General features: G+C 41.0%; 24 protein-coding genes. 11 read left to right on the forward strand and 13 right to left on the reverse strand.

Annotated elements, in window-relative coordinates; all coding sequences use genetic code 11:
• Window positions 1-231 precede the first annotated feature (231 nt).
• On the forward strand, window positions 232-1,242 hold the full coding sequence (fbp, locus tag QQJ93_RS11125; protein ID WP_089122157.1) for a class 1 fructose-bisphosphatase: 1,011 nt from the start codon (window positions 232-234) through the stop codon (window positions 1,240-1,242).
• A 197-nt stretch (window positions 1,243-1,439) separates the two neighbouring features.
• Window positions 1,440-1,967 (forward strand): inorganic diphosphatase, encoded by a 528-nt coding sequence (gene ppa / locus QQJ93_RS11130; protein ID WP_089122156.1) that lies wholly within the window; start codon window positions 1,440-1,442, stop codon window positions 1,965-1,967.
• A gap of 99 nt (window positions 1,968-2,066) precedes the next feature.
• Here the strand turns inward: ppa and QQJ93_RS11135 are convergent, their stop codons facing one another.
• From QQJ93_RS11135 to tamA, 4 genes are all read right to left on the reverse strand, one after another.
• Complete coding sequence (locus QQJ93_RS11135) at window positions 2,067-2,438, reverse strand: DUF2799 domain-containing protein (protein ID WP_170143413.1); 372 nt, start codon at window positions 2,436-2,438, stop codon at window positions 2,067-2,069.
• 86 nt (window positions 2,439-2,524) lie between these two features.
• Window positions 2,525-2,884, reverse strand: a complete 360-nt coding sequence (locus tag QQJ93_RS11140) for a gamma-glutamylcyclotransferase family protein (RefSeq protein ID WP_089122155.1) — start codon at window positions 2,882-2,884, stop codon at window positions 2,525-2,527.
• Between the two features lie 42 nt (window positions 2,885-2,926).
• Window positions 2,927-6,730, reverse strand: coding sequence for an autotransporter assembly complex protein TamB (tamB, locus tag QQJ93_RS11145; RefSeq protein ID WP_089122154.1), 3,804 nt, complete (start codon window positions 6,728-6,730; stop codon window positions 2,927-2,929).
• Entirely contained in the window at window positions 6,730-8,466 is a 1,737-nt protein-coding gene (gene tamA, locus QQJ93_RS11150) for an autotransporter assembly complex protein TamA (RefSeq protein WP_162497268.1), read from the reverse strand. The genes tamB and tamA overlap by 1 nt, the downstream gene beginning before the upstream one ends.
• Before the next feature lie 179 nt (window positions 8,467-8,645).
• Here tamA and msrA point away from each other — a divergent pair, with 179 nt between their 5' ends.
• Window positions 8,646-9,281, forward strand: coding sequence for a peptide-methionine (S)-S-oxide reductase MsrA (gene msrA, locus QQJ93_RS11155; protein ID WP_089122153.1), 636 nt, complete (start codon window positions 8,646-8,648; stop codon window positions 9,279-9,281).
• Between the two features lie 70 nt (window positions 9,282-9,351).
• Here the strand turns inward: msrA and QQJ93_RS11160 are convergent, their stop codons facing one another.
• A complete protein-coding gene (locus tag QQJ93_RS11160; RefSeq protein ID WP_089122152.1) occupies window positions 9,352-9,564 on the reverse strand; it encodes a DUF1107 family protein in 213 nt (70 codons plus the stop codon).
• Between the two features lie 348 nt (window positions 9,565-9,912).
• On the opposite strand from QQJ93_RS11160, the gene QQJ93_RS11165 reads away from it, so the two are divergent.
• From QQJ93_RS11165 to QQJ93_RS11185, 5 genes are all read left to right on the forward strand, one after another.
• Entirely contained in the window at window positions 9,913-10,464 is a 552-nt protein-coding gene (locus tag QQJ93_RS11165; RefSeq protein WP_089122151.1) for a YtfJ family protein, read from the forward strand.
• 296 nt (window positions 10,465-10,760) lie between these two features.
• Window positions 10,761-11,429, forward strand: coding sequence for a zinc uptake protein ZrgA (gene zrgA, locus QQJ93_RS11170; RefSeq protein ID WP_119297236.1), 669 nt, complete (start codon window positions 10,761-10,763; stop codon window positions 11,427-11,429).
• A 211-nt stretch (window positions 11,430-11,640) separates the two neighbouring features.
• On the forward strand, window positions 11,641-12,366 hold the full coding sequence (locus QQJ93_RS11175) for an ABC transporter ATP-binding protein (RefSeq protein ID WP_089122150.1): 726 nt from the start codon (window positions 11,641-11,643) through the stop codon (window positions 12,364-12,366).
• On the forward strand, window positions 12,366-13,625 hold the full coding sequence (locus QQJ93_RS11180) for an ABC transporter permease (RefSeq protein ID WP_089122149.1): 1,260 nt from the start codon (window positions 12,366-12,368) through the stop codon (window positions 13,623-13,625). Before QQJ93_RS11175 ends, QQJ93_RS11180 begins: the two co-directional genes overlap by 1 nt.
• Window positions 13,626-13,627: 2 nt before the next feature.
• The gene (locus QQJ93_RS11185; protein ID WP_089122148.1) at window positions 13,628-14,173 is read left to right on the forward strand and encodes a DUF3299 domain-containing protein; all 546 of its coding nucleotides are present in this window, start codon (window positions 13,628-13,630) and stop codon (window positions 14,171-14,173) included.
• Between the two features lie 136 nt (window positions 14,174-14,309).
• Here QQJ93_RS11185 and cysC read toward each other — a convergent pair whose 3' ends face one another.
• Genes cysC through cobA form a run of 5 tightly spaced genes read right to left on the reverse strand, consistent with a single transcriptional unit; the run spans window position 14,310 to window position 20,051 of the window.
• Window positions 14,310-14,921, reverse strand: a complete 612-nt coding sequence (cysC, locus tag QQJ93_RS11190) for an adenylyl-sulfate kinase (RefSeq protein WP_089122147.1) — start codon at window positions 14,919-14,921, stop codon at window positions 14,310-14,312.
• A 54-nt stretch (window positions 14,922-14,975) separates the two neighbouring features.
• Window positions 14,976-16,700 carry an SLC13 family permease gene (locus QQJ93_RS11195; protein WP_089123522.1) on the reverse strand — a complete coding sequence of 575 codons (1,725 nt, stop codon included), beginning with the start codon at window positions 16,698-16,700 and terminating at the stop codon, window positions 14,976-14,978.
• Between the two features lie 24 nt (window positions 16,701-16,724).
• Window positions 16,725-18,179, reverse strand: coding sequence for a sulfate adenylyltransferase subunit CysN (gene cysN / locus QQJ93_RS11200; protein ID WP_089122146.1), 1,455 nt, complete (start codon window positions 18,177-18,179; stop codon window positions 16,725-16,727).
• 29 nt (window positions 18,180-18,208) lie between these two features.
• Complete coding sequence (gene cysD, locus QQJ93_RS11205; protein WP_089122145.1) at window positions 18,209-19,117, reverse strand: sulfate adenylyltransferase subunit CysD; 909 nt, start codon at window positions 19,115-19,117, stop codon at window positions 18,209-18,211.
• Between the two features lie 58 nt (window positions 19,118-19,175).
• Window positions 19,176-20,051 carry a uroporphyrinogen-III C-methyltransferase gene (gene cobA, locus QQJ93_RS11210; RefSeq protein WP_089122144.1) on the reverse strand — a complete coding sequence of 292 codons (876 nt, stop codon included), beginning with the start codon at window positions 20,049-20,051 and terminating at the stop codon, window positions 19,176-19,178.
• Window positions 20,052-20,288: 237 nt separating this feature from the next.
• Here cobA and QQJ93_RS11215 point away from each other — a divergent pair, with 237 nt between their 5' ends.
• Window positions 20,289-20,741 carry a GNAT family N-acetyltransferase gene (locus QQJ93_RS11215; protein ID WP_089122143.1) on the forward strand — a complete coding sequence of 151 codons (453 nt, stop codon included), beginning with the start codon at window positions 20,289-20,291 and terminating at the stop codon, window positions 20,739-20,741.
• Between the two features lie 7 nt (window positions 20,742-20,748).
• Here the strand turns inward: QQJ93_RS11215 and QQJ93_RS11220 are convergent, their stop codons facing one another.
• Entirely contained in the window at window positions 20,749-21,402 is a 654-nt protein-coding gene (locus QQJ93_RS11220) for a LysM-like peptidoglycan-binding domain-containing protein (RefSeq protein ID WP_089122142.1), read from the reverse strand.
• 194 nt (window positions 21,403-21,596) lie between these two features.
• Between QQJ93_RS11220 and bamJ the strand changes: the two genes are divergently transcribed.
• Window positions 21,597-22,217, forward strand: coding sequence for a BamJ family beta-barrel-assembly machinery protein (gene bamJ / locus QQJ93_RS11225; RefSeq protein WP_089122141.1), 621 nt, complete (start codon window positions 21,597-21,599; stop codon window positions 22,215-22,217).
• A gap of 108 nt (window positions 22,218-22,325) precedes the next feature.
• Complete coding sequence (locus tag QQJ93_RS11230) at window positions 22,326-22,790, forward strand: DUF2780 domain-containing protein (protein ID WP_089122140.1); 465 nt, start codon at window positions 22,326-22,328, stop codon at window positions 22,788-22,790.
• A gap of 104 nt (window positions 22,791-22,894) precedes the next feature.
• Here QQJ93_RS11230 and rplQ read toward each other — a convergent pair whose 3' ends face one another.
• Both rplQ and QQJ93_RS11240 read right to left on the reverse strand, forming a co-directional pair.
• Window positions 22,895-23,281 carry a 50S ribosomal protein L17 gene (gene rplQ, locus QQJ93_RS11235; RefSeq protein ID WP_089122139.1) on the reverse strand — a complete coding sequence of 129 codons (387 nt, stop codon included), beginning with the start codon at window positions 23,279-23,281 and terminating at the stop codon, window positions 22,895-22,897.
• Between the two features lie 26 nt (window positions 23,282-23,307).
• Entirely contained in the window at window positions 23,308-24,300 is a 993-nt protein-coding gene (locus QQJ93_RS11240; RefSeq protein WP_017026372.1) for a DNA-directed RNA polymerase subunit alpha, read from the reverse strand.
• Window positions 24,301-24,323 lie beyond the last annotated feature (23 nt).

Below are 24,323 nucleotides of genomic sequence, written 5' to 3' on the forward strand. Positions count from 1 at the left end.
CAACTATTAGGATCTAAAAAAATGAATGTACGATAATTCTGAATAGTACCGTAAACACAGAGAAAAGTATGGTTAGAGTTTAAAGGATATAAACTGAAATAAAAATTAAACATTTTCTACTATTGCCATAGTTACTTCATTACCATAAAAAAGTTTATCCTTTTACAATGGGTTAGCCCCTAACACACCCGTAATAGGTGTATACCGCTTAACGACACAAAAGGATTAAACATGTCGACCATGCGTACACTTGGTGAATTTATTGTTGAAAATCAACACCACTTCCCTCACGCGAGTGGAGACTTATCTTCTCTACTCGGCTCTATTAAATTGGCTGCTAAAATAGTCAATAGGGAAATCAATAAAGCCGGACTGGTTGATATTACTGGCTCGGTGGGCGCAGAGAATGTTCAAGGAGAAGAACAACAAAAACTCGATTTATACGCTAATGACAAATTTAAAGCAGCATTAGAAGCTCGCGATCAAGTCTGTGGCGTAGCAAGTGAAGAAGAAGATGAGGCGGTCGCCTTTAATAAAGATCTGAATAAAAATGCTAAATACGTCGTATTAATGGATCCACTTGATGGTTCATCTAACATTGATGTTAATGTTTCAGTTGGCACCATCTTCTCTATTTATCGCCGCGTTTCTCCAATAGGCACCCCTCCAACCGAAGAAGATTTCTTACAACCAGGTCATAAACAAGTGGCTGCGGGTTATATCATTTATGGCTCTTCTACTATGTTGGTTTACACCACTGGTAATGGCGTACATGGCTTTACTTATGACCCATCACTTGGAGTATTCTGCCTATCTCATGAGCAAATGATGATTCCACAATCTGGCACCATTTATTCAATCAACGAAGGCAACTATATTCGTTTCCCAACCGGCATCAAAAAATACATCAAATATTGCCAAGAGAATGTTCCTGAAGAAAAACGCCCTTATACTTCTCGTTACATTGGATCTTTGGTTGCTGATTTTCACCGTAACTTACTAAAAGGTGGAGTCTACCTCTATCCAAGTACTGAAAGTCATCCAAATGGTAAATTACGCTTATTGTACGAGTGCAACCCTATTGCTTTTCTCATGGAGCAAGCGGGCGGCAAAGCAACCGATGGTAAAAACCGTATCATGGATTTAAAACCAACCGAGCTACATCAGCGAGTTCCTTTTGTAGTAGGTTCACCTGTTATGGTTGATAAAGTAGAAAGCTTTTTAGAGCAATACCCTGAATAGCTAATTGCATCGTTTAGCAATGAAAGATAGGAGGACTCCATTCCTCTTATCTTTTTCTCTTATCACTTCACTAGAATTTCCTTCGCATATTTCACTCAAACCCTTTACAACCCCTTAACAACTCACGTTATAATCAAAGCGTTAATTTCAAATCTAATAAGTTATCTCAAGATAGCTAAACTGAGAAAGGAAGCCCAATGAGCTTGAATAATGTACCTGCTGGTAAATCACTACCAGACGATTTATATGTAGTGATCGAAATCCCTGCTAATGCAGACCCAATTAAATATGAAGTTGATAAAGACAGCGGCGCAGTATTTGTTGACCGCTTTATGTCAGCGCCAATGTTCTACCCATGTAACTATGGTTATGTAAACGACACACTATCTTTAGATGGTGACCCAGTAGATGTTCTAGTACCAACGCCATTTCCATTGATGCCTGGTTCAGTTATTCGTTGTCGTCCTGTTGGCGTACTAAAAATGACAGATGAGTCTGGTGAAGATGCTAAAGTAATTGCTGTACCTCACAGCAAATTATCTAAAGAGTACGAACATATTCAAGATATCAACGATGTACCTGAATTACTTAAATCTCAAATCACACACTTCTTTGAGCGTTACAAAGATCTTGAAGAAGGTAAGTGGGTAAAAGTTGATGGTTGGGAAGATGTAGCAGCTGCACGTAAAGAGATTTTAGAATCTTACGAGCGCGCTCAAAAATAATACCATTACCAATTCAAACTGGTAACCATAAAAAAGAGCCTGCTATAGGCTCTTTTTTATTAGTTGATATTTTTATTAACGGGGTATTAAGTATTAACACTACATTCCACCAGCGTGAGATTGGACACCAGCTGTGTAGTCTTGGCGAAAGAAAGGATCAATATTATCGCAAATCCCTCGGTAGGCTTGTCCGGTAGAACCTAACCAGGAGGCATTCTGACTACAATATTGCTTTTGCCCCTTCGCGTAACCTTGTTGATACGCCATATATGCTTCATCAGTTAAGTTAGATGTTTTAGCAAGTTGATGCTGGCTATGTTCCACCAATCCTTTAGCTGCCGTTTGTTCACCATAGTTTTGCCACGCTTGGCTATCAGCTGAATTCGGCATATCCTTGTGAGATGCACAACCTGCTACAACCAATAGAGCAAGCATTGCAAGAGTTTGTTTAATTACAGTTATCTGTTTCATGTCTATCTCCATTTATCGTAAGGATGACTGAATAAGTATACGACAACAGTTCAATACGCCTAGACAGGAAAAAAGTTCACTTTGTTTTAATAGGAACCCTCATCCCGTTTACACCAATCTCCAGACGATATTTCTTTTTTCAATAAATCTTTGTTTTGGTATAAATATATCCATGCCAGCCCATGTGGTGTAGTAACTAACTCACGCTCATATTCATTCGGATAATCTTCCAATATATCTAATTTCCGCATCGTTTCATCAGCAACTAAATACACTTCGGCGATTAAAGATTGTTCACCTTTTATTGCCGCAGGGTAAGGTCCTAAGTCAAACAGCTGGAAATGAGCTTGTGTCACTACATTGCCTAAAAATTGGCTATCACTTAATAAGTGATGATTTAATTCACCTTGACGTAACGTGCCATAAACCAAAACACGATGCGACATAGTTTTTCCTTTTCTATTCAATGCAATATTCCCTACTCACCATCAATTAAAACTAAATTGGTAAAGGAAATCGACGGCACTATCGACTCCTGTCACCGCTTCAACATAAAAGTCGGTGAGCAATTCATAACGAACGGTAAACTCACCTAATGCGTTAAATATTCCGACGCCATATTTTACTTGTAGACCCGGTGCAATATAACCGCTTACCGTCACCTGAGAGTCATCACCCGAGCCCGCAGTACCTAATTGTAAATCTTGCACGCCAAAGGCTTCACCAAGCTCGCCAACTAACTGACCACTTTTAGCCAAACTTAATCCGATTAATGCTGTGGTCATAGTACTGCCACTTGTACCATCTTCTATACCCTGACCGCGCAATAGGTAAGACAACGCATTAGTTTGCGACATCGCGGGCTCAGAAAACACCTTAACTTCTGGTGCATCCGCGGGGCCATTCACTTGGATCCCAGCGATGACATCATCTTGAGTGTTGTCTGGATTTCGGATCGCCTTAATCGCCACATAAGGTTGATCAGCAGGCCCATTCATTAATATTTTACCTTCTTGAATGATCAAATCTTGCCCAAAGGATTGGTAATAACCTTCCTCGATTCTCACTTCACCTAAAATAAATGGACCTTTATCTTTCTGAGAAACTTTCAAGCTCCCCACTAAATAACCTTTTAAACCAAATGCAGACAAACTGACATCATCGCCAATATTGATCGTAATATCGCTTTCTAACGCCATTGGTAGACCATTATTCTCTTCTACCGGATTAAGATCTTCATCTAAAATGATTTCATCTTTCGATAAACCTACCGCACTTTCTGGTAGGTCTTCGACTAAAATTCGCCCCCAAGGAATATCAATATTACCGGTGATTTTTGCCAGTGTTGGCGTAATCGCAATGGTAAGATCTGGCTTCACTTTTAAAGCAACCATTGGCGGAGCTTCAACTTTCAGCTCATCACCAAAGGCACGTAAATTGGCATACCAGTTACTACGTTGCGCCCAATTAGCATCTCCTTGTAACTGTAAATCACCATCATCGGTTTCTAATACACTATTCAAGGTCGCCGAATAGCCATTAAATCGAGTTTTAACTTCCCCTTGATGAATATCTACTGGGAACATTGGACCTTCTAATTGAAAGTTCTCAATATCAAAATTACCTAACACTTTAGGATTTAAAATGGGTCCATTGAAATCTAACTTGGAATTCACATTGGCATTAAGACGGTTTTGTTCTCCTAACAAAGGACGTAGAAAGCCAAGATGGATGTTCTCAATGGTATTATCACCATCAATCGACATCTGTTGAGCTTGAACATTGGGGATAGTAGCTTGGCCTTTAATTTGGCCGTTATTAGTTAACGCTAACAGCCAACTCATATCGAGCTTATTTTGCTGTAAATTGGCGGATAATTGGATCTCGTCCCAAGGGATGGTGAGTGGTGTATCCAGTTTCTGAACCACATTACCTTGAGGAATATCCACATCCAACTTCATCTGAGGCGCTTTATCATTTGCCCATTTCAGCCAAGCGTTAACGTTTAACTCACCATTAATTTCGGTATCCTCAGGAAAGAACACTGCCAACTCATCAAAAGAAAATTGTTGCACCGACAACGTAGCCTCGCCATCACTGCCGACTGAAAGGTCTTTATCTAAACAAATTTTAGAGGGTAGATGTTGCCAACAATGAGCTTGTACATACACACGTTGCGATGCAAATTGATAACCAATATCAACTGGCTGATTAATCTGCCAGATTGGGTTGGTTTGTTGATTGGTATTTGGCTCCATTAAGGTAATTTGAGCCGACGTTAATTGCCCTTGCCACATTTGTTGCGACTTAGCTTGTTGCGGCTTATTTTTCATTCCACCTTTAACGGCTAAGTTGGTTGAAAATAAATCCGTCATCATATCAAGATCGAGTTGGTGATCTTGCTCATTCCCTTTAAAGGCTAAAGAAAGGTCTTTAAGTTGGTGTTCTTGATATAGACCGCCTTGCGCACTCAAACGAATATCGCCACTTGGTGATGGAAAAGGAGAAACTTGCCCTTTAACCAGCAGTGATTTCAATTTGGCTTCACCTTGCTTCCAGTCGATGTCGCTTATCGATAAGTCGGTCAAAATTTGCGGCGACTTTTGTGCACCACGTAGCTGAACATCCCCCATCGCTTGGCCTTTTAACTCTGGAATCGTTGCTTCCAGTTTTGGCATATGAAGCGCTATATCCATATCCCACTTCTGTTCTAATCGACCTTTAATTCTGACACTATTCTTTGCGTGAGAGAGTTTTAATCCGCGAGTTCGAACTATGTATTGGCCTTTACCATGAAGATCACTAGCATTTAACTGACCTTTTAAAGACAAAGGATAACCACGCAACTTGCCATCTATCGCCAAGCTTGGAAACTGCACTTTCCAACCTCCTTGTGGCGTTAAATTACCAGTATGAATTAAACTGCCGTTAAGGGTGCCCTCCGCTTGTGGCCATTGCATGCCTGGCTGAATATCGCTCAAACCTAAAGTTGCTTTCCAGTTTAATGGCGCTTGCCAATTAACCATTGCTTGGCCTGTAACATTCCCCCCGAGCGTCGCAATATTTAATTTATGCAATTCAATCTGATCAAGATCTCCTTTTGCATCCAATTCAATATCTAAAGCTGGAATATCTATCCCAGACACTTGTGAGTCTAAGTCAAATTGATAGCCTTCTAATGAACCACTGCCATCTAAATGCGCAATGTTAACTTTATAATCGGCTTGCCCTTTAAATGGCCATTGTGCTTTAGCATTTTTAATAGATAAGCCAAATGGTAATGTCGCTTTCAGTGGTTGAAGGTGGGTTTGTATTTTCGCTTCAACTCCGCCCGAAAGCTCACTCGATACATTTAGATTGGCAACACTACCTTTGGCATCTAAGGTTATCGTCTGACCTGAATACTCCGTCATTTTGACTAACCCTTTTGCTTGCAATGTTAACGGGTAGTCACCAGACATGGTGAGCTTCGTATTTAAGTTTAAATCTGCCTGTGGCATATCAAGCTTAAGATCTCGAATATCTAGCTTACTCCCGGTCAATGAGCCTTTAAAACCTAAATGATTCACCTTCATAGGTGAGTCTTGCTGCAAAATAAAATCATCAACATTAAATTGTTCAACTTGCAAATTGACAGGCAATGCGACTTTAGGCAGCAGAATATCGGGCCGTTGTGCCAACGGGGTTTCATCGACTGGCTCAGGAATATTGTCAGCCTCATCGGGCGCTAAGGTTAGCCGGATGGTTTGCCATTTGGTTGGACGTAATGTCAGCGTTCGCCCTTGCATATAAAGCCCGGTAGAAAAATGTTTCCAAGATGCTTTATTGCCCAAGATATTCAAATCAATATCATTAAGTTCGAGATGTGTTAGAGAGACGGGAATAGGGATAAAAATGGCCGGCATCAATGAACTACTGTCATCAGGCTCACTACTTTCAGATGCAGGTAAATCCGGCATTGAAAACTTCAGGCCATTAACCGCGATAGTATCAATACACACCGAGTGCTCAAATAGGCAGTCAATTGATGTTGAGAAATCAAAGCGCTTAAGCTCAGTTAAAATCCCTAGTTCGGTATTTTTATATTCAAGATCATGCAAGGTAAAAGCCGGTAATAAACTACCTTCGGTGGAGCCTACTTTCAGCTCTGGTACTAATTTTTGCGCCACCCACAAACTACTATTTAAACCAACATTGGTAAACAGCAATACCGCAACTAACAACAAAGCGACCAAAACCGTCGTTGGGATCAATAAAATAATGCCAAGTAGCCATTTCAGTAATCGCTTCATTACAACTCAGGACCTAAGGTAAAGTGGATACGGAATTCATCACCATCATCGGCATCTAATCCATAAGCAAAATCTAAGCGCACTGGCCCCACCGGTGAAGCCCAGCGCACCCCGAGGCCAACACCTCGTTTCCATTCTGGGGTATCAGTCCATGCATCACCAACATCTAAAAATGCCGCGCCCCACCAATTGCCAGTTACTCGATATTGATATTCCAAACTAGAGGTAGCCATATAGGCACCGCCTTCTAGTTCATCGTTACTATCTCTTGGCGAGACCTCTTCATAACCATAGCCGCGTAGTGAATTCACCCCACCCACAAAAAAGCGTAATGAAGGTGGCACTTCCGACCAATCATCTGCAAAAGCGCCCCCCGCATCTAAACGAGTTAGGAAACGGTGATTACGACCGATTCCTCGAACCCATCCAGTATGACCAACCACACGAACAATTCGCGTATCCGATAATAATGACGGATCACCATATTCAAAACTGATACTTTGTTTATCACCCCACATTGGCATAGTGTTACCACGCGTTCTTACTCGGGAGAATGAAATCCCCGGTAGCACATATAAAGAGTGGCCAGATTCTGATGCTTGTACATAGTCTTCATACAACAAGCGTAAATAAATGGTTCGATGCCAACCGTTATCGTAGAGCCAATGACGTTCAAAAGATAAGTTTTGTTCTTGGCTATCTGTGTCATTATCATCTTCATCTTTAAAGCCGTACTGCACGAGATAATAATCGTGTAACACATCTTCCAATGGGATCTTATAGTTGGCAGTAAAGGTTTTTTCAGGATGCGATAACATCACACTGGCACCGACACTATGGCCATATTTATTTAACCAAGGTTTTTTCCATGAAAGTTTACCTCGCGGACCAACATCAGTGGAATAGCCTAAACCCGTTTCGATTTGGTTACGTGTTTGCGGTGAGACTCTCACTTTCATTGGTAATGACTTATCTTCATCAACACTTTCAATATCCGGCTCAACAAAAATGTTAGTAAACCACTCAGAACTCGATAAGTTTTGGTTAAGCTCACCCACTAAAACCGATTGATACGGTTGACCATTTTCATACGGCACTAATGACTGAACCCGCTTTTGCTCAATTTGACTGCCGGTAATAGTGGTTTGGCCAAACACATAGCGTTGGCCGCTTTGATAATGAAGATGTACAAAAGCTTGATTACGGCTTGGCGAGACTTGCAAACGAGTGTCTATAAACTGGCCATCGAAATAACCTTTCTGTAATGCGAGATTACGCAAAGCACTCTTTAACCCTTCATAATTCCCGTGGTTCACCACTTGGCCTAAATTTAATTTAGATCGATCTACCAAACGCATAAAGTCCACATCGGTAGCTGCATCGCCTTCTATCACAATATCACTTTCATAAATAATAGTAGGAATGCCTGCGTCAACCGTTACGATTATCTCATTATCAGCATCAGGATCATTAGTATCACCTTCAATTTGAAACTGAATAATTGGATTGTAATAACCGAGCGCTTTAAGAGCATCGACAATATTTTGCTTAACTCGGGATTGAAAACGCAATGAGGTGGAATATTCACTTTCCTTAATCGCTGATAAATATGAAGACACATTATCTTCTAGCTCACCATCTAAACCTTCAATGGTGAGTTCGGTTTCCGCATAACTCGGCATTGCCGAAAAAATCAGCAAACAGGCTAACAATGAAGTGAGGTGACTCTTTTTCATAAGTGAATATTTGTACTCATTGTCAAAACTGCTGTAGTTTGTCACTTCAAATACTCATTCATTTGAAATGACCACAGGGATTCGTCGGTCTATGGTTAGGTTCTTTACACCTAATATATGGTATACAACTTAAACTACCAGACTTTCCCGGTTCTCAAAAGCCAGATTAAGGATTATATATGTCGAATAAAGATAAATTAGTCACCCAAGAAACGGCATTAGCTGGCCGTGATGAAAAAATGCTCATCACAGAGTTACATTATATTAATCAAACAGATTTAACTGCCGACAAACCTGCAGGCAGTAAAGAAGTATTATTAGGACTCGGATGCTTCTGGGGAGCTGAACGTGTTTTTTGGCAACTTGATGGTGTACTCAGCACATCGGTTGGTTATAGCGGAGGTTATACCCCAAACCCAACCTATCAAGAAGTATGTAGCGGAGAAACCGGGCATGCTGAAGTAGTGCGAGTGATTTTCGATCCAAGTCGATTAACTCTAGAAGAGATCTTAGTAATATTTTGGGAGAAACATGACCCGACCCAAGGAATGCGCCAAGGTAATGATATTGGCACTCAATATCGATCAGTGATTTATACCGAAGACCAAAACGATCTCGCGATAGCGGAACAAAGCAAAACGATCTACCAGCAAGCGATCGGCGAATCTTTAAGTAAAAACATCACCACTGAATTAGCCGTAATGGAGGATTATTACTTAGCGGAAACCTATCACCAGCAATATTTAGCTAAAAACCCACAAGGCTACTGCGGTATTGGCGGTACAGGGGTGTGCTTCCCACCAAGCCTAGCTTAATAAACTCCGCGTAAGAGCTACAGCATAAACAGGCTTACCTCTCCCAAGCCTGTTTTCTTAAATCCCTACCTCAAGACTCCATCGATAATTGATGAATCGCCAAGTTGACCTCTTTCATAATCTTCAATTGTTTCTTATTCGATATATCTGGTAATAGCACTTTACCTTGGTCGAAATAAAATTCCCCAACCCCTTTGATTCCAAAGTGCCCTTTAAATACAACTTTCACAAAACGAGCAATTTGAAGTGGGCGATAACGATTAAAAATTGGCTGCATATTCATTAGTCTATCCAGATTATTGTTATTTGCGATAACGTCTTCACAGGCCTTAATAGCATTTCAATAGTGTCTTTAATGTCACATTTTGATAGTGCTATTAATAAATATATAGTGGCTAAAACTTAATTGAGCCACATTGATACAGTAGAATTGCTGCAAATTCGTGACAAAGAGCAAATTCAAAATTTTTCACTTCTTGGCTATATACCCAAATGACTTGGGTGTAGTTAATAAAAATTAAGCAAAATTAGAGCCAACTTATATTTCACTCTTTTCAACTCTATTTATGCGCTATCATATGAATATATGAGGACTTTCTCACTTTTCCAGTATCTAACTAGGTAGACAACTATGATAAGAAAACTATCCATTGCCCTCTTTTTGAGCATAGCGTCACTCGCTGCAAGTGCAAATAACATTCAAATAGGCAGAAGCGTTCCGGCAGTAACGGTAGAAAAAGGTGGCGAGATTTTCATGCAAAATGATGATTTCAATTACTTACCTTGGAATACTGAACTACTACTCGGTAAGGTTCGTGTCATTCAAGCAATTGCAGGAAGAAGCGGTGCGAAAGCAATGAATGCTCCTTTAATGGAGGCGATTACTCATTCAAAATTCCCAGAAGATAAATATCAAACCACCACCATTGTTAACCAAGATGATGCGATTTGGGGTACTAGTTCATTTGTAAAATCATCAGCAGAAGATGGTAAGGAAGAGTTTTCTTGGTCTTCAATGGTATTAGATCAACAAGGTGTGGTAGCAAAACAATGGCAACTAACCCCTAAATCTTCAACCATTATCGTCCAAGACAAAACAGGGCGAGTTCTTTTCAATCAAGATGGTGAACTGACTGAGCAGCAAATTAACCAGGTTCTACAGTTAATCAAGCAAAACCTGTAAGTGATATACCCAAGTAACTTCAAGATGTGAGTTTCAGCAAGAATAAAACAAGCTTTATGCCGCGTCAGATTGGTTTGAAAGGTGCCTACATTCCTTCGCCAAGCCTCCTTGCCTAAAGGTTTGGATGATAGCTCTGAATGCTGCATATTGACGTCACTTGGGTATACCTATTGTAATAACATAACATTCTCTTGCCAGATGGTTAATTGTTATAGTATAACAGTCAATCATCTGGTGAGAATTTAAGCCATCATGCTTGATCTCACATCCTATATTTATTCAGTGAGATCTCGACAATGCATAAAAATATTCTTGTTCCTTCCATCTTATCTGCAAGCCTATTCGGACTATCTACTGGTGTCGCTGTTGCAGATTCTCAGCATGAATTTACTCAACATCAAGCCCATGTTCACGGGGTTGTCACATTCAATATGGTACAAGATAGCAACGATTTTCTAATCGAAATTGAATCTCCAGGACAAGACATTTTAGGCTTTGAGCATGCCCCAAATAGCCAATCAGAAAAGCAAACCTATCAACAAGCAGTTGCCTTACTTAGACAACCTAACCAACTATTCGCTTTCGCGGCTGCAGCTAATTGCCAGCCTGTTGATTCATTAGTTAAAGACAACATAGGTCAAGATGAACACGATCATGATAACCATAACGAACATCATGATTCGCACGACCACGACCACGACCACGACCACGACCACGACCACGACCACGACCACGACCACGACCACGACCACGACCACGACCACGACCACGACCACGACCAAAATCATGGCGCATTTACGTTGCAATACCAGTATCAATGTGAAAATATTTCTCAATTATCAACAATTGATACTCAATGGTTTACTCACTTTCCAGCAAGCCAGACCATTGAAGTTAATCTGTTAACTGACAGTACTCAAAAACACATTGAACTCAAACAGCCGAAGCATACTATTACGTGGTAAAATAACCGACCTATAAAAATAGCGCCGCAGTCTTAGCGTGGCGTTATTTGCTCAAAATATATATCCAAAGTTATTGGAGTTACAGTGAAGCAACAAGTGAATGAAGCCTCATGAGTACAGTTAGCTTATGCCATAGTGATTTTAAAATTCAGGCGTAGTCAACACCGCTATAGCTTCAAATATAATGGATATCAGCCAAAACGAGATCAAGATGACAATGCCTCTCGCGATAGAACTTAAACAGATCAGCTTTACTTGGCCAAAGCAACCCTCCCCCACTGTAGTGATAGAACAGTTGACAGTTAAGCCCCAGCAGCATGTATTTATTCAAGGACCAAGTGGCTGTGGAAAGTCGACATTATTAAGCTTATTAACCGGAATAATAACGCCACAATCAGGTCAAGTTCGCATTCTCGATAATCCACTCAATCTCTTATCGCAAGCTGAGCGGGACAAATTTCGCGCTCGACATATTGGTTATATTTTTCAGCAATTTAATCTACTACCTTACTTATCTGTTTTAGAAAATGTCTTGTTGCCTTGTCGATTTTCTCGAGATCGTAAAGCTAAAGCAGAACAACAAACTTCATCCCTAGAACAACAAGCAAAGCAATTACTCTCTCGGCTACATTTGCCTACATCGTGTTTTGAACAGCCCATCAATGAACTGAGTATTGGTCAACAACAACGAGTAGCGGCCGCCAGAGCATTAATAGGTCAACCAGAAATCATCATTGCCGATGAACCAACCTCAGCCCTAGATCAAGATAACCGCCAAGCTTTTATTGAACTATTAATTGAAGAAGCCAATCAATCAGGCGCCACAGTGATTTTTGTCAGTCATGATTCTAGTTTGCGTTCTTACTTTGAGGTACATGTTGACCTACCAACAATTAACCAAATCAGCCTAGTGAACCAACAACAAGAGGTAAATTAATGAGTGCAATTATCTCTCTTGCTTGGAAGAGCTTACTTAATCGTAAAACCACCGCCATATTGACCATCATTACTGTAGCTATTTCAGTGGTGTTACTACTGGGTGTAGAAAAAATCCGTACCCAAGCGAAAAGCAGTTTTGCTAACACCATCTCAAGTACCGATCTCATCGTTGGAGCGCGATCTGGTGAAGTGAATTTATTGCTTTATTCAGTATTTCGGATTGGTAATGCCACCAATAATATCGGTTGGCAGAGCTATCAAGATATCGCTCATCTACCACAAGTTAAGTGGGCAATTCCTATTTCTCTAGGGGATTCACACCGCGGCTTCCGTGTAATGGGCACCAATCAGGACTATTTTAAATTCTATCGTTACGGAAGTAAGCAACCACTTACTTTCTCTCAAGGGGAAGCTTTTCATAGCTTATTTGAAACTGTCATTGGCTCGGATGTAGCAAAAAAACTCAACTATCAACTCGGTGATGAGATTATTATTGCTCATGGTATCAGTGATAAATCTTTTACTCGCCACAAAAACTTACCCTTCACCATTACTGGTATTTTAGCGCCAACCGGTACGCCCGTTGATAAAACAGTACATGTTTCATTAGGTGCGATTGAAGCGATCCATGTTGGTTGGGAGTCAGGTGCGCACCTTGGCCAAACACCAGATAAACAAGTATTAGAGCAGCAAACATTCGAACCTAAAGAGATCACAGCTTTCATGCTAGGTCTGAATTCTAAAATCCAAACTTTTATGCTGCAAAGGCAAATCAATAATTACAACAAGGAGCCTTTAAGTGCCATTTTACCTGGTATCGCATTAAGTGAATTGTGGGGCATGATGTCAGTAGCAGAACAAGCCTTAATGGTAATCTCAGGTTTTGTAGTCATCGCCGGCCTGCTAGGCATGCTGACCAGTTTACTCACAGGATTACAAGAACGTCGCCGCGAGATGGCGATTTTGCGTGCTATGGGCGCACAACCTAAGCACATCTTCTTCTTACTAATGAGTGAAGCGAGTTTATTAACCTTACTTGGCATCACTGTTGGTACAGGGATACTCTACCTTGTATTAGCCGCTTGTGCTCCAATCATAGAACATCAATATGGTGTCAAAATTGCCTTAACCGCTTTATCCCAACATGACCTTATGTTACTACTACTGGTACAAATTTCAGGAGTCGTGATCGGGTTATTCCCATCACTTAAGGCATATCGTCATTCTGTCGCTGATGGCATGACCATAAAGGTATAAAAATGAACACTATCTCGATTAAAGCCACTCAGTTAAACAATCTAACGACTAGATTATTATGGCTTAGTGCGCTTTTAATATGCCTATGCGTTCCTGTCGTTCAGGCAGAACAAAAACAAGAACCATTGAAACTTGATTGGATAGACCTAGTTCCAATCGATGAACAAAAGAACTTTGATAAACTCGGAATGCCTGCACCTGGTAATCATACTGGCGGCAAAGCAAAGCAAAACCCAATCGGCAATACTCGTCCAGAGCTCAATAACAGTTATGTCAAAATTCCCGGATTTGTTATTCCTCTAGAGGGAGATGAGAACACTATTACCGAGTTTTTATTGGTGCCATATTTTGGTGCTTGTATTCATGTACCACCACCGCCGCCAAACCAGATTATTTATGTCAAATTCCCAAAAGGAGCACCGGTTCAACAACTATGGGATGTGGTGTACGTGGTTGGGAAACTAGAAACTCAAGTGCTGGATCATGAACTCGCTCAAACAGGTTATACCTTGCAAGGTGATGCCATCGAAGAATATGACGATATGTAGTCAACCAATAACAAAACAAGTAACAAAAAGGGAACCCAGCAGTTCCCTTTTTATTTTGCTACCTACCATCTAAGTATTGAGTGAATAATAAAATCATTTGTTAAGTCAAAATAACAAATAAATTCAACCAATTAAGTTACTCAATAATGGCTCTATCTCGTAACTGATGTAGACAAATTCCCACCAGCTCATCTAATGATTTATCACCTGCTGGTAAATCAATTTCAGGATCTTGTGGTGCTTGATATTCAGAATCAATACCAGTGAAATTGGGGATCTCACCGGCTCTAGCCTTCTTGTATAAACCTTTCGGATCGCGCTTTTCACACACCTCTAAAGGCGCATTAACGAACACTTCAATAAACTCACCATCAGGCAGTAGATCACGCACCATTTGACGCTCAATACGATGTGGAGAAATAAACGCCGATAGTACAATCAAACCTGCATCAGCCATCAGTTTAGCTAGCTCACCAATGCGACGAATATTTTCTCTACGATCTTGAGATGAAAAACCTAAATCACTACATAAACCATGACGTACATTATCGCCATCCAACAAATAAGTATGATACCCCAAGCTAGCTAATTGAGACTCTAATGCCCCAGCTACCGTGGATTTTCCCGCACCTGATAGCCCGGTAAACCAAAGCACTACTGGTTTTTGCTTTTTTAATTCAGAGCGAGTTTGTTTGGTCACCTGATGCTGGTGCCAAATTACATTTTCATCTTTATTCAAAACAGTCATTATTGGATTCCATGCTACTTAGCTGCCCTTACGATTCATATCGAAGAGTCCGCGTTAAAAAGGGAAGAAATAAGGAATTAGCGTCAATGTTACGACCGAATAAACAATCGAGATTGGCACCCCTATCTTAATAAAATCGTTAATGTGGTAATTACCGACACTGTAAACCAACAGATTAGTTTGATAGCCATAAGGAGAAACAAAGCTGGCACTCGCCCCAAACAATACCGCCATGATAAACGGCATCGGATCTACGCCATAACCTATCGCCATGCTATAACCAATCGGAAAAGCTAACGCTGCCGCAGCATTATTGGTGATCAACTCTGTCAAAATAAGCGTCAGTAAATAAGTGGCGATCAATGCTCCCATAGGCCCGCCACCATTAAACAAATAAATGAATAAATCCCCCATTTGTTTAGACAAACCTGAAGACATCATTAACTGTGCCAAACACAAAGCAGAGCCTACGATCACCACAATATCGATAGGGAAACGACGTCTTAGTTCACTAATGCCCACCGCCCCGAACACTAACATCAACACAATATAGCCTGCTAAACCTTTGATAATCGGAATCACTCCCACAAGTGATAGTCCAATAACCGCAGCAAAACCGAATAATGCAATCGCCGATTTAGTTCGATCTAGTTTGGCACTCGAATCAAGATCGTTAATCAATACAAACTCTTTACCGTGATCTTGACGAGCGGAGTGAAACCCTTTTCCAGGAACCAATACCAAAGTATCACCAGCGACCAGTTTTACATTGCCCAAACCACCTTCTAAACGCTCGTGTCCTCGACGAATCGCTACCACCACAGCATCAAAACGATCACGAAATTGGCTCGACTTTAAAGTCTTATTACAAATCGAAGCTGATTGGCTCACCACTACTTCAATGAAGCTTTGTCCATTTAGGTGATGCTGACCAAACAACGTAATGCCGGGTATCTCTTGTAAGGTGGCAACACTTTCAACATCACCACAAAACAACAGACGATCATTTTCAAGTAATACCAGATCGGGCGTGACCGAAGCTATGGTCACCCCATCGCGGATCACTTCAGCTAAAAATAATTTACGTAATGCCCTCAAGTTGTTTTGCGCAATACTCTTGCCGATTAAAGGCGAGCCGGCTTCAACACGTGCTTCTAAAAAATATGGGAGAACATCATGCTCATTCGAATCACTATGTGGCAGTAAATAACTTAGTGGGATCAGTACCAAAACACCAATCACTAAAATTGCTAACCCAATACAGGTTGGAGCAAAAAAGCCAAGACTCGGCAATCCAGCATCAACAACAAAGCTATTAATAATTAAATTCGTCGAAGTGCCAATTAAAGTTAAAGTACCGCCAAGGATAGCGGCGTAAGATAATGGAATTAATAATCGTGATGGTGCATGAGAATTATTACGCTTAATCGCACCAATCAAAGACACTACTACCGCTGTATTATTAGTAAAAGAAGAAAGAAATGCGGTCGAAAAACCGAGCTTCGCCACTACACTACCCAATCGACCCGATGAAATATGACGACTGATCCAACTGATCAACCGCGTTTTCTCCAAGGCACATGACGCTAAGATCAACAGCACTAACGTCAACAATGATGAATTAGTAAAGTTCTTCGCTATACCATCAAGATCAACCGCGCCAGTCATAAAAGCGACTAACGCGGCGGTAGCAAAAATAAAGCTCGGCTTAATCTTGGTGAAGATTAAACTACCAATAATGGCGATCAACAGCAGTAATACCAACCATTTATCCCACATGGCAAACCCCACCATCACCTTGCTTTACTTCTTTTGATCGTTAAGAGAAGACGAATCAAAAAGTTGGCTAATATCTTTCGCTCCCCAATGTGGGAAATGCTTGCGAATAAGAGCATTAAGTTCAACTTCAAAGCTCGATGAAACAGGAGCCGTTGTTTGCTGTTCCGTTAAACGTTCACGCACCATACCAGCACCAACAGTAACATTGGTTAAACGGTCGATAATGATAAAACCACCGGTATCAGCACACTCAGTGTATTTATCTAAAGCGACGGTTTCAGTTAATGATATTTCACATAAACCAATACCATTTAATGGCAGCTCCGTCGCATCAAACTCTTCCAACTTATTGATATCATATTGATGTTTAATCGACTCTAATTGTCCTATCGTTTGTTTGCCTGCAACTTTAATATCGTATTGGCGACCAGTGGAAAAAGGTTGATCAGTCATCCATACCACGTCGGCTAAAAACTGATTGGTGGCTTTAATCGTCGCGCCTGTTGGAACGAGTAAGTCACCGCGACTAATATCAATTTCATCCTCTAAAGTGACTGTCACCGCTTGACCTGCTCGAGCTGAATCCAAATCACCATCAAAGGTAACAATGCGGGCAACCTTAGAGCTTTTTCCAGATGGCAGTGCAGTCACACTATCCCCGACAGCAATCGTGCCATTTGCAATGGTGCCAGCAAAACCACGGAAATCGAGATTAGGACGATTAACATATTGCACCGGTAAGCGGAACTCACCTTGAGTATGCTCTTGGCTTAAATCAATATCCTCTAAGATTTTCAGTAGTGGTTGACCTTGATACCAAGCCAGGTTCTGGGTTTGATCGACAACGTTATCACCTTCCAGTGCTGAGATTGGGATCAGTTGAATATTAATATCTGAATTTAAATTCTTAGAAAACTCTAAGTATTCTTCACAGATATCGTTAAAACGCTGTTCAGAATATTCCACCAAATCCATTTTATTGACTGCAACCACAAAGTGGCGAATACCTAATAAACTGGAAATAAATGAATGGCGACGAGTTTGATCTAATACCCCTTTACGAGCATCAATCAGAATCACTGCAACATCACATGTAGAAGCACCGGTTGCCATATTACGGGTATATTGTTCATGCCCCGGAGTATCGGCAATAATGAATTTACGTTTCTTGGTTGAGAAATAGCGATACGCGACATCAATGGTAATACCTTGTTCACGTTCGGCTTGCAAACCATCGACCAATAACGCTAAGTCAGGTCGCTCACCAGTGGTACCAACACGCTGACTATCGCTATTCACTGCGGCTAATTGATCTTCATAAATCTGTTTTGAATCGTGGAGTAGGCGACCGATTAGGGTGCTTTTTCCGTCATCAACAGAGCCACAGGTTAAAAAACGCATCAATGATTTATATTGATGCTGGGTGAGATAACCCTCGATGCCCAATTCAGCCAGTTCGGCTTCAACAACTGCGTTCATAATAAAATCCTTTTGATAACTTAACCGGCTTAAAAATAGCCTTGGCGTTTTTTCAATTCCATCGATCCTGATTGATCATGGTCGATCGCACGGCCCTGACGTTCACTGGATGTCGCCACCAACATTTCTTGAATGATCTCTGGTAAAGTCGCGGCTTCCGATTCGATGGCACCAGTTAGTGGGTAACAACCTAAAGTACGGAAACGCACACTCTTATGTTCCACCTTCTCACCTTCTTCGAATTGAAAACGATCATCATCGACCATGATTAACATACCGTCACGGTTGACCACCGGTCTTACGGCGGAAAGGTACAGAGGAACAATCTCAATATTTTCAAGGTAGATGTATTGCCAAATATCCAATTCCGTCCAGTTTGAAAGTGGGAATACACGAATACTTTCGCCTTTATTTACTTGGCCGTTATAGGTATGCCAAAGCTCTGGGCGCTGATTTTTAGGATCCCAAGTATGATGCTTATCGCGGAATGAATAGACACGCTCTTTAGCGCGAGATTTTTCTTCATCACGACGCGCACCACCAAATGCGGCGTCAAAACCATATTTATTTAATGCTTGCTTCAAACCTTGAGTTTTCATGATATCGGTATGTTTCGACGAACCATGAACAAAAGGATTACAGCCCATCTCTAGCCCTTCAGGGTTCTTGTGCACCAATAAATCAAAACCATATTTCTTAGCTGTGCGATCACGAAATTCAATCATTTCTTTAAATTTCCAATCAGTATCCACATGCAAAAGTGGGAATGGGATCTTTCCAGGATAAAAAGCTTTACGTGCAAGATGCAGCATGACCGCTGAATCTTTACCGATTGAATACATCATTACCGGGTTATCAAACTCGGCAGCAACTTCACGGATAATATGAATACTTTCCGCTTCAAGTTGCTGTAAATGGGTTAAACGTTCTTGTTCCATGATTCATATCCTTGCGCTAAATGCGTTTAATATTCAACGATGCGACTCTTAACTAGAGCTAAATCGCAATCGGCTGAGTTGAATTTTGTTGTGGGACTTGAGAGCCAAACCAAGAGAGCTTTGATGACAGATTCACCACTTCACCAATCACAATTAAAGAAGGTGATTGAGCATATTCTGCTAGGCTCGTTAACTCGGATAATGTTCCAATAAGCACTTTTTGTTTAGCTTGTGTACCACGTTCAATGATGGCTATTGGGGTATTGGTTGCTCGACCATGCTCAATCAATTGCTGCTGGATATAAGAAGACTTCATCAAGCCCATATAAATCACTAATGTTTGATGGCCTCGAGCAAGTGTCGACCATTCCATCTGATCATCTTCAGATTTTAAATGACCTGTAATAAACATGGCTGATTGGGCGTAGTCGCGATGTGTCAACGGAATCCCAGCATAAGCAGTCGCACCAGCCGCTGCAGTAATGCCAGGAATGACCTCAAAGCCAATACCTGCATCGGCTAATACTTCCAACTCTTCACCACCACGACCAAACATGAATGGATCGCCACCTTTAATACGCGCGACCTTGTAGCCTTGCTGAGCAAAATCGACTAGTAATTGATTAGTTTTATGTTGAGGTACACTGTGATGCCCCGCTTTCTTACCCACACATACTAAAATGGTATCATTAGGAATAAGCGCCATAATCTCATCGGAAACCAAATAATCATAAAGCACTACATCTGCTTGTTGCAGGTAAGACAAAGCTTTCAAAGTTAAAAGCTCAGCATCACCTGGTCCCGCTCCAATAAGCGCAACCTGACCCGGCTTCAATTGGCTATGACTAAAATTCAGCAAGCTCTTTGTTTGGCTAGCTTGATTTAATGCTGCGCTGCTTCCCTTCCTATTTGGGAATAATGAAATCGTATCCATACTACTAGCTCTTCTCGACTGAATGCTTATTAGGCAATCATTATGACGATCAGATGTTATTACCTGAAATGCTAAAATTTCATTTTTTATTCGAATAACTGCTAAGGGAATATAAAAGGCATTTATCAAAGAAAACGAATAAGCTACAAACACAGGTGGGATATAGCTTGACTAAGAGGTTAAGTCTATTATCTTAAACTGTATTTCTATCTTACTAAGCTAAAGAGACGTGTTTTTATGCAATGGATTTGTAAATCTTTCGACCAACTTACCACTCACGAACTTTACCAATTACTAAAATTGCGAGTAGATGTATTTGTGGTTGAGCAAACATGTCCTTATCCAGAACTCGATGGCAAAGATCAATTTGAAGGGGTTTACCAGCTGCTAGGCTACCAAGGCAATCAATTAATTGCTTGTGCTCGTTTGCTTAAACAAGGTATAAGTTTTGAACATGCAAGTATTGGAAGAGTTGCTACAGACATAAACCACCGTGGCAATGGCTTAGGTCATCAACTAATTCAAACCGCTATTGAATATAGTGTTCAATTATGGGGAAACGTTGATATTACCATTGGTGCACAATCTCACCTTGAGCATTATTATGCAAAACATGGATTCAAGAAAGTTTCAGAGGAATATCTAGAAGATGATATTCCTCATATTGATATGACAAGAAGTGTGTCGTAATAGTAGCTTACTGCGGAGTGCTACGTGCAAAGCCGCCACTGGATAAACGAAAAAACATCACCGGGCCATCTTCTTTTTCTATTCTAAGAATATCTAAATCACCACGATTGGTTAGTTTAAATCGGATCAATTGACCATTTTGAATATGACTTAAGGGCTGATCCTTACCCTGTATTTCAACGAGTTGATTCAAATCAGATAGTGGTAAATCATTATTTCTGAAGATCTGCGAGAGCGTATCCCCTTTCTGTACCGTGTAGTCATTCCAAGGTTCTGGCCCAGCATTATTGCTCACCTTACGCTCGGACTGATCTTCAGCTTCCGACTCTGGTCCGCTTAGTTGTACACGCTTTTCACTTTTCTCAATTTTTGGCTTCGGTTTGGTTGCTGCCGTTTCTTCACCATTAATCACCAAAGGAACCGCCATACGTGACGGCTTATCAGACTTAACGCTAACCTCTTGAATTTGATCCTCTGGAGATTTTTCACTAGGAAGTAACATCAAGATAATAACGAGTGGAATAAGCACCATCAAAATACGCTGATGCAATCTAGGCAAAGAATGCCAAGCATCAATAACTCTAATCACAAGTCTTGATTGGATAAACTTATCCATAATGACTTGCGTGCGGCTTTGGTTATTTTTTTTACGTTGGTTCACGTTGCATCATCCTAATATTATTTGCGTCAAGGATATTCAATAAACTAATCGTTTTGTCAGTATATTACAAAATTTTCTATAGCTATAACGGTTAACCCTGTATTGCTAACAAAGTTTTATATAGCCAAGTGACTTGGGTATATTAATCAGAACTGATATTCTTAGTGCTTCATTTAAGCAAACAAGAGATTCGCATGTCTGACGTTAAATTAGAAACTATTGAACAAAAAGCAAGTTACGGTATTGGCCTTCAAATGGGTCAACAACTTGCAGGAAGTGGCCTAGAAGGTCTAAATGTTGCCGCTATCGCTAAAGGTATTGCAACATCATTAACAGGTGACATGCCTGAAATCGAAGTTGATGAAATAAACAATGCACTTCGTGAACTTCATACTCGTGCAGAAGCATTACGTGCTGAAGCTGCAAAAGCGGCTGCGGCAGATGGCGAAGTATTCTTAAAAGACAATGCTCTACGTCCTGAAGTAACAGTTCTAGAGTCTGGTCTTCAATACGAAGTGGTTACTGAAGGTACTGGTGAAATTCCAACATCAGACAAACAAGTACGCGTACACTACCACGGTCAATTAACTGACGGTACTGTATTTGATAGCTCAGTATCTCGTGGCCAACCTGCGGAGTTCCCAGTAACGGGTGTTATTGCTGGTTGGGTTGAAGCACTGCAACTTATGCCTGTTGGTTCAAAATGGAAACTGTATATCCCACAAGATCTTGCATACGGTGAGCGCGGTGCTGGTGCAGCAATCCCTCCTTTTGCGGCCCTAGTATTTGAAGTTGAACTTCTTGCTATCCTATAACAATAGTTTTTAAATTGTTAATAAGTATAAAAGCAGCGACCGCTGCTTTTTTTATACATGAAAAACAGTTATAACTAGATCCTACATCAATACAAATGGAATTCTGCTATGAAAAAGTTCGCCATTACCCTCATCTCCGCTAGCCTTGTCCTATCATCACCAAGCTATGCATTATTTGGATTAGGTGAGAAAAACACCGATGCTGTGACTAAACTAGCTTCTCAAGCACAAAGTAGTACTGAGTTAGTCAATTCTCTAAAAGATCAATTAGGGGTGTCTACCGAGCAAGCTGCCGGTGGAGCTGGAGCTCTATTAGCAATGGCTTCAAATGAGTTATCTGGTAGCGCTGGGGAAGAATTCTCAGGCTTATCTTCCAACCTTAGTGGCATTTTAAATAGTGCTAAATCAGCAGGTAATACATTAGATAGTATGGCAGCAGTAAAGGCTGCTTTTGAAAAATTAGGCTTAGATAGCTCAATGGTAGAACAATATGTACCAATCGTACTAGATTATTTAGGTGATGAAGGAGCAAGTAGCGGACTACTAAGTTCATTAACCAATCTTTGGAAGTAACTGCTTTTATTTATAGAATAAAACGCAAATAATCCACTCATATTTAAGACATAAAAAAACGCCGAGTAATAAATACTCGGCGTCTTTTATTTATTTAACTTTGCTTATTCAGCAGCTTCTTCAGCTGCTGCTTCTGGACGGTCAACAAGCTCAATGTATGCCATTGGCGCTTTATCACCGGTACGGAAGCCAGCTTTTAGGATACGAGTGTAACCGCCTTGACGGGCAGCAAAACGTGGACCTAATTCATTAAATAATTTTGCTACAACTTCGTTATCACGAGTGCGAGCAAATGCTAGACGACGGTTAGCAACGCTGTCAGTCTTAGCTAGTGTAATCAAAGGCTCAACTACGCGGCGAAGCTCTTTTGCCTTAGGCAAAGTTGTCTTGATAACTTCATGACGAACTAGAGAGCTAGCCATGTTGCTAAACATCGCTTTACGATGGCTGCTGTTGCGGTTGAGTTGACGACCACTCTTACGATGGCGCATGACCTAATCCTTCTAACTAATATCAATTAATCTTCAGCAATCGACGCTGGTGGCCAGTTTTCTAGGCGCATACCTAGAGACAGACCGCGCGACGCTAGAACATCTTTAATCTCTGTTAAAGACTTCTTACCAAGGTTTGGCGTTTTAAGAAGCTCAACCTCGGTACGCTGTACAAGATCACCGATGTAGTGAATCGCTTCTGCTTTCAAGCAGTTAGCAGAGCGAACTGTTAGTTCAAGATCGTCTACAGGACGCAGTAGAATAGGATCGAACTCCGGCTTCTCTTCTTTCTCTTCTGGAACACGTACATCACGAAGATCTACGAATGCATCCAATTGCTCAGCTAAAATTGTAGCTGCACGACGGATAGCTTCCTCAGGTTCTAAAGTGCCATTTGTTTCCATATCGATAACAAGCTTGTCTAAGTCAGTACGTTGTTCTACACGTGCTGCTTCTACAGCGTAGGCGATTTTATCAACCGGGCTGTATGTAGCATCAACAAGTAGACGACCGATTGGACGCTCATCTTCTTCAGTATGGATACGAGCTGAAGACGGAACATAACCACGACCACGTTGAACTTTAATACGCATAGCGATTTCAGCTTTGTCATCCGTTAGGTGACAAATAACGTGTTCTGGGTTAGCGATCTCTACATCACCATCATGGATGATGTCACCTGCAACAACAGGGCCCGAGCCTGATTTTTTTAGTGTAATAAACACTTCATCTTTGCCTTCGGCAACGCTCACAGCAAGACCTTTCAAGTTAAGAAGGATCTCAAGGATATCTTCTTGAACGCCTTCTTTGGTGCTGTACTCGTGTAGAACGCCTTCAATCTCAACTTCTGTTACAGCACAACCTGGCATAGAAGATAGAAGAATACGGCGAAGTGCATTACCTAAAGTGTGGCCAAAACCACGCTCTAAAGGCTCAAGAGTTACTTTTGCATGTGTCGTGCTGATCTGTTCGATGTCAACAAGACGTGGCTTAAGAAATTCTGTTACAGAACCCTGCATTGTGTCCTCTCTTTTGTTTAAAC

Source organism: Vibrio algivorus, assembly GCF_030161215.1.
In the GTDB taxonomy this organism is placed as follows: Bacteria; Pseudomonadota; Gammaproteobacteria; order Enterobacterales; family Vibrionaceae; genus Vibrio; species Vibrio algivorus.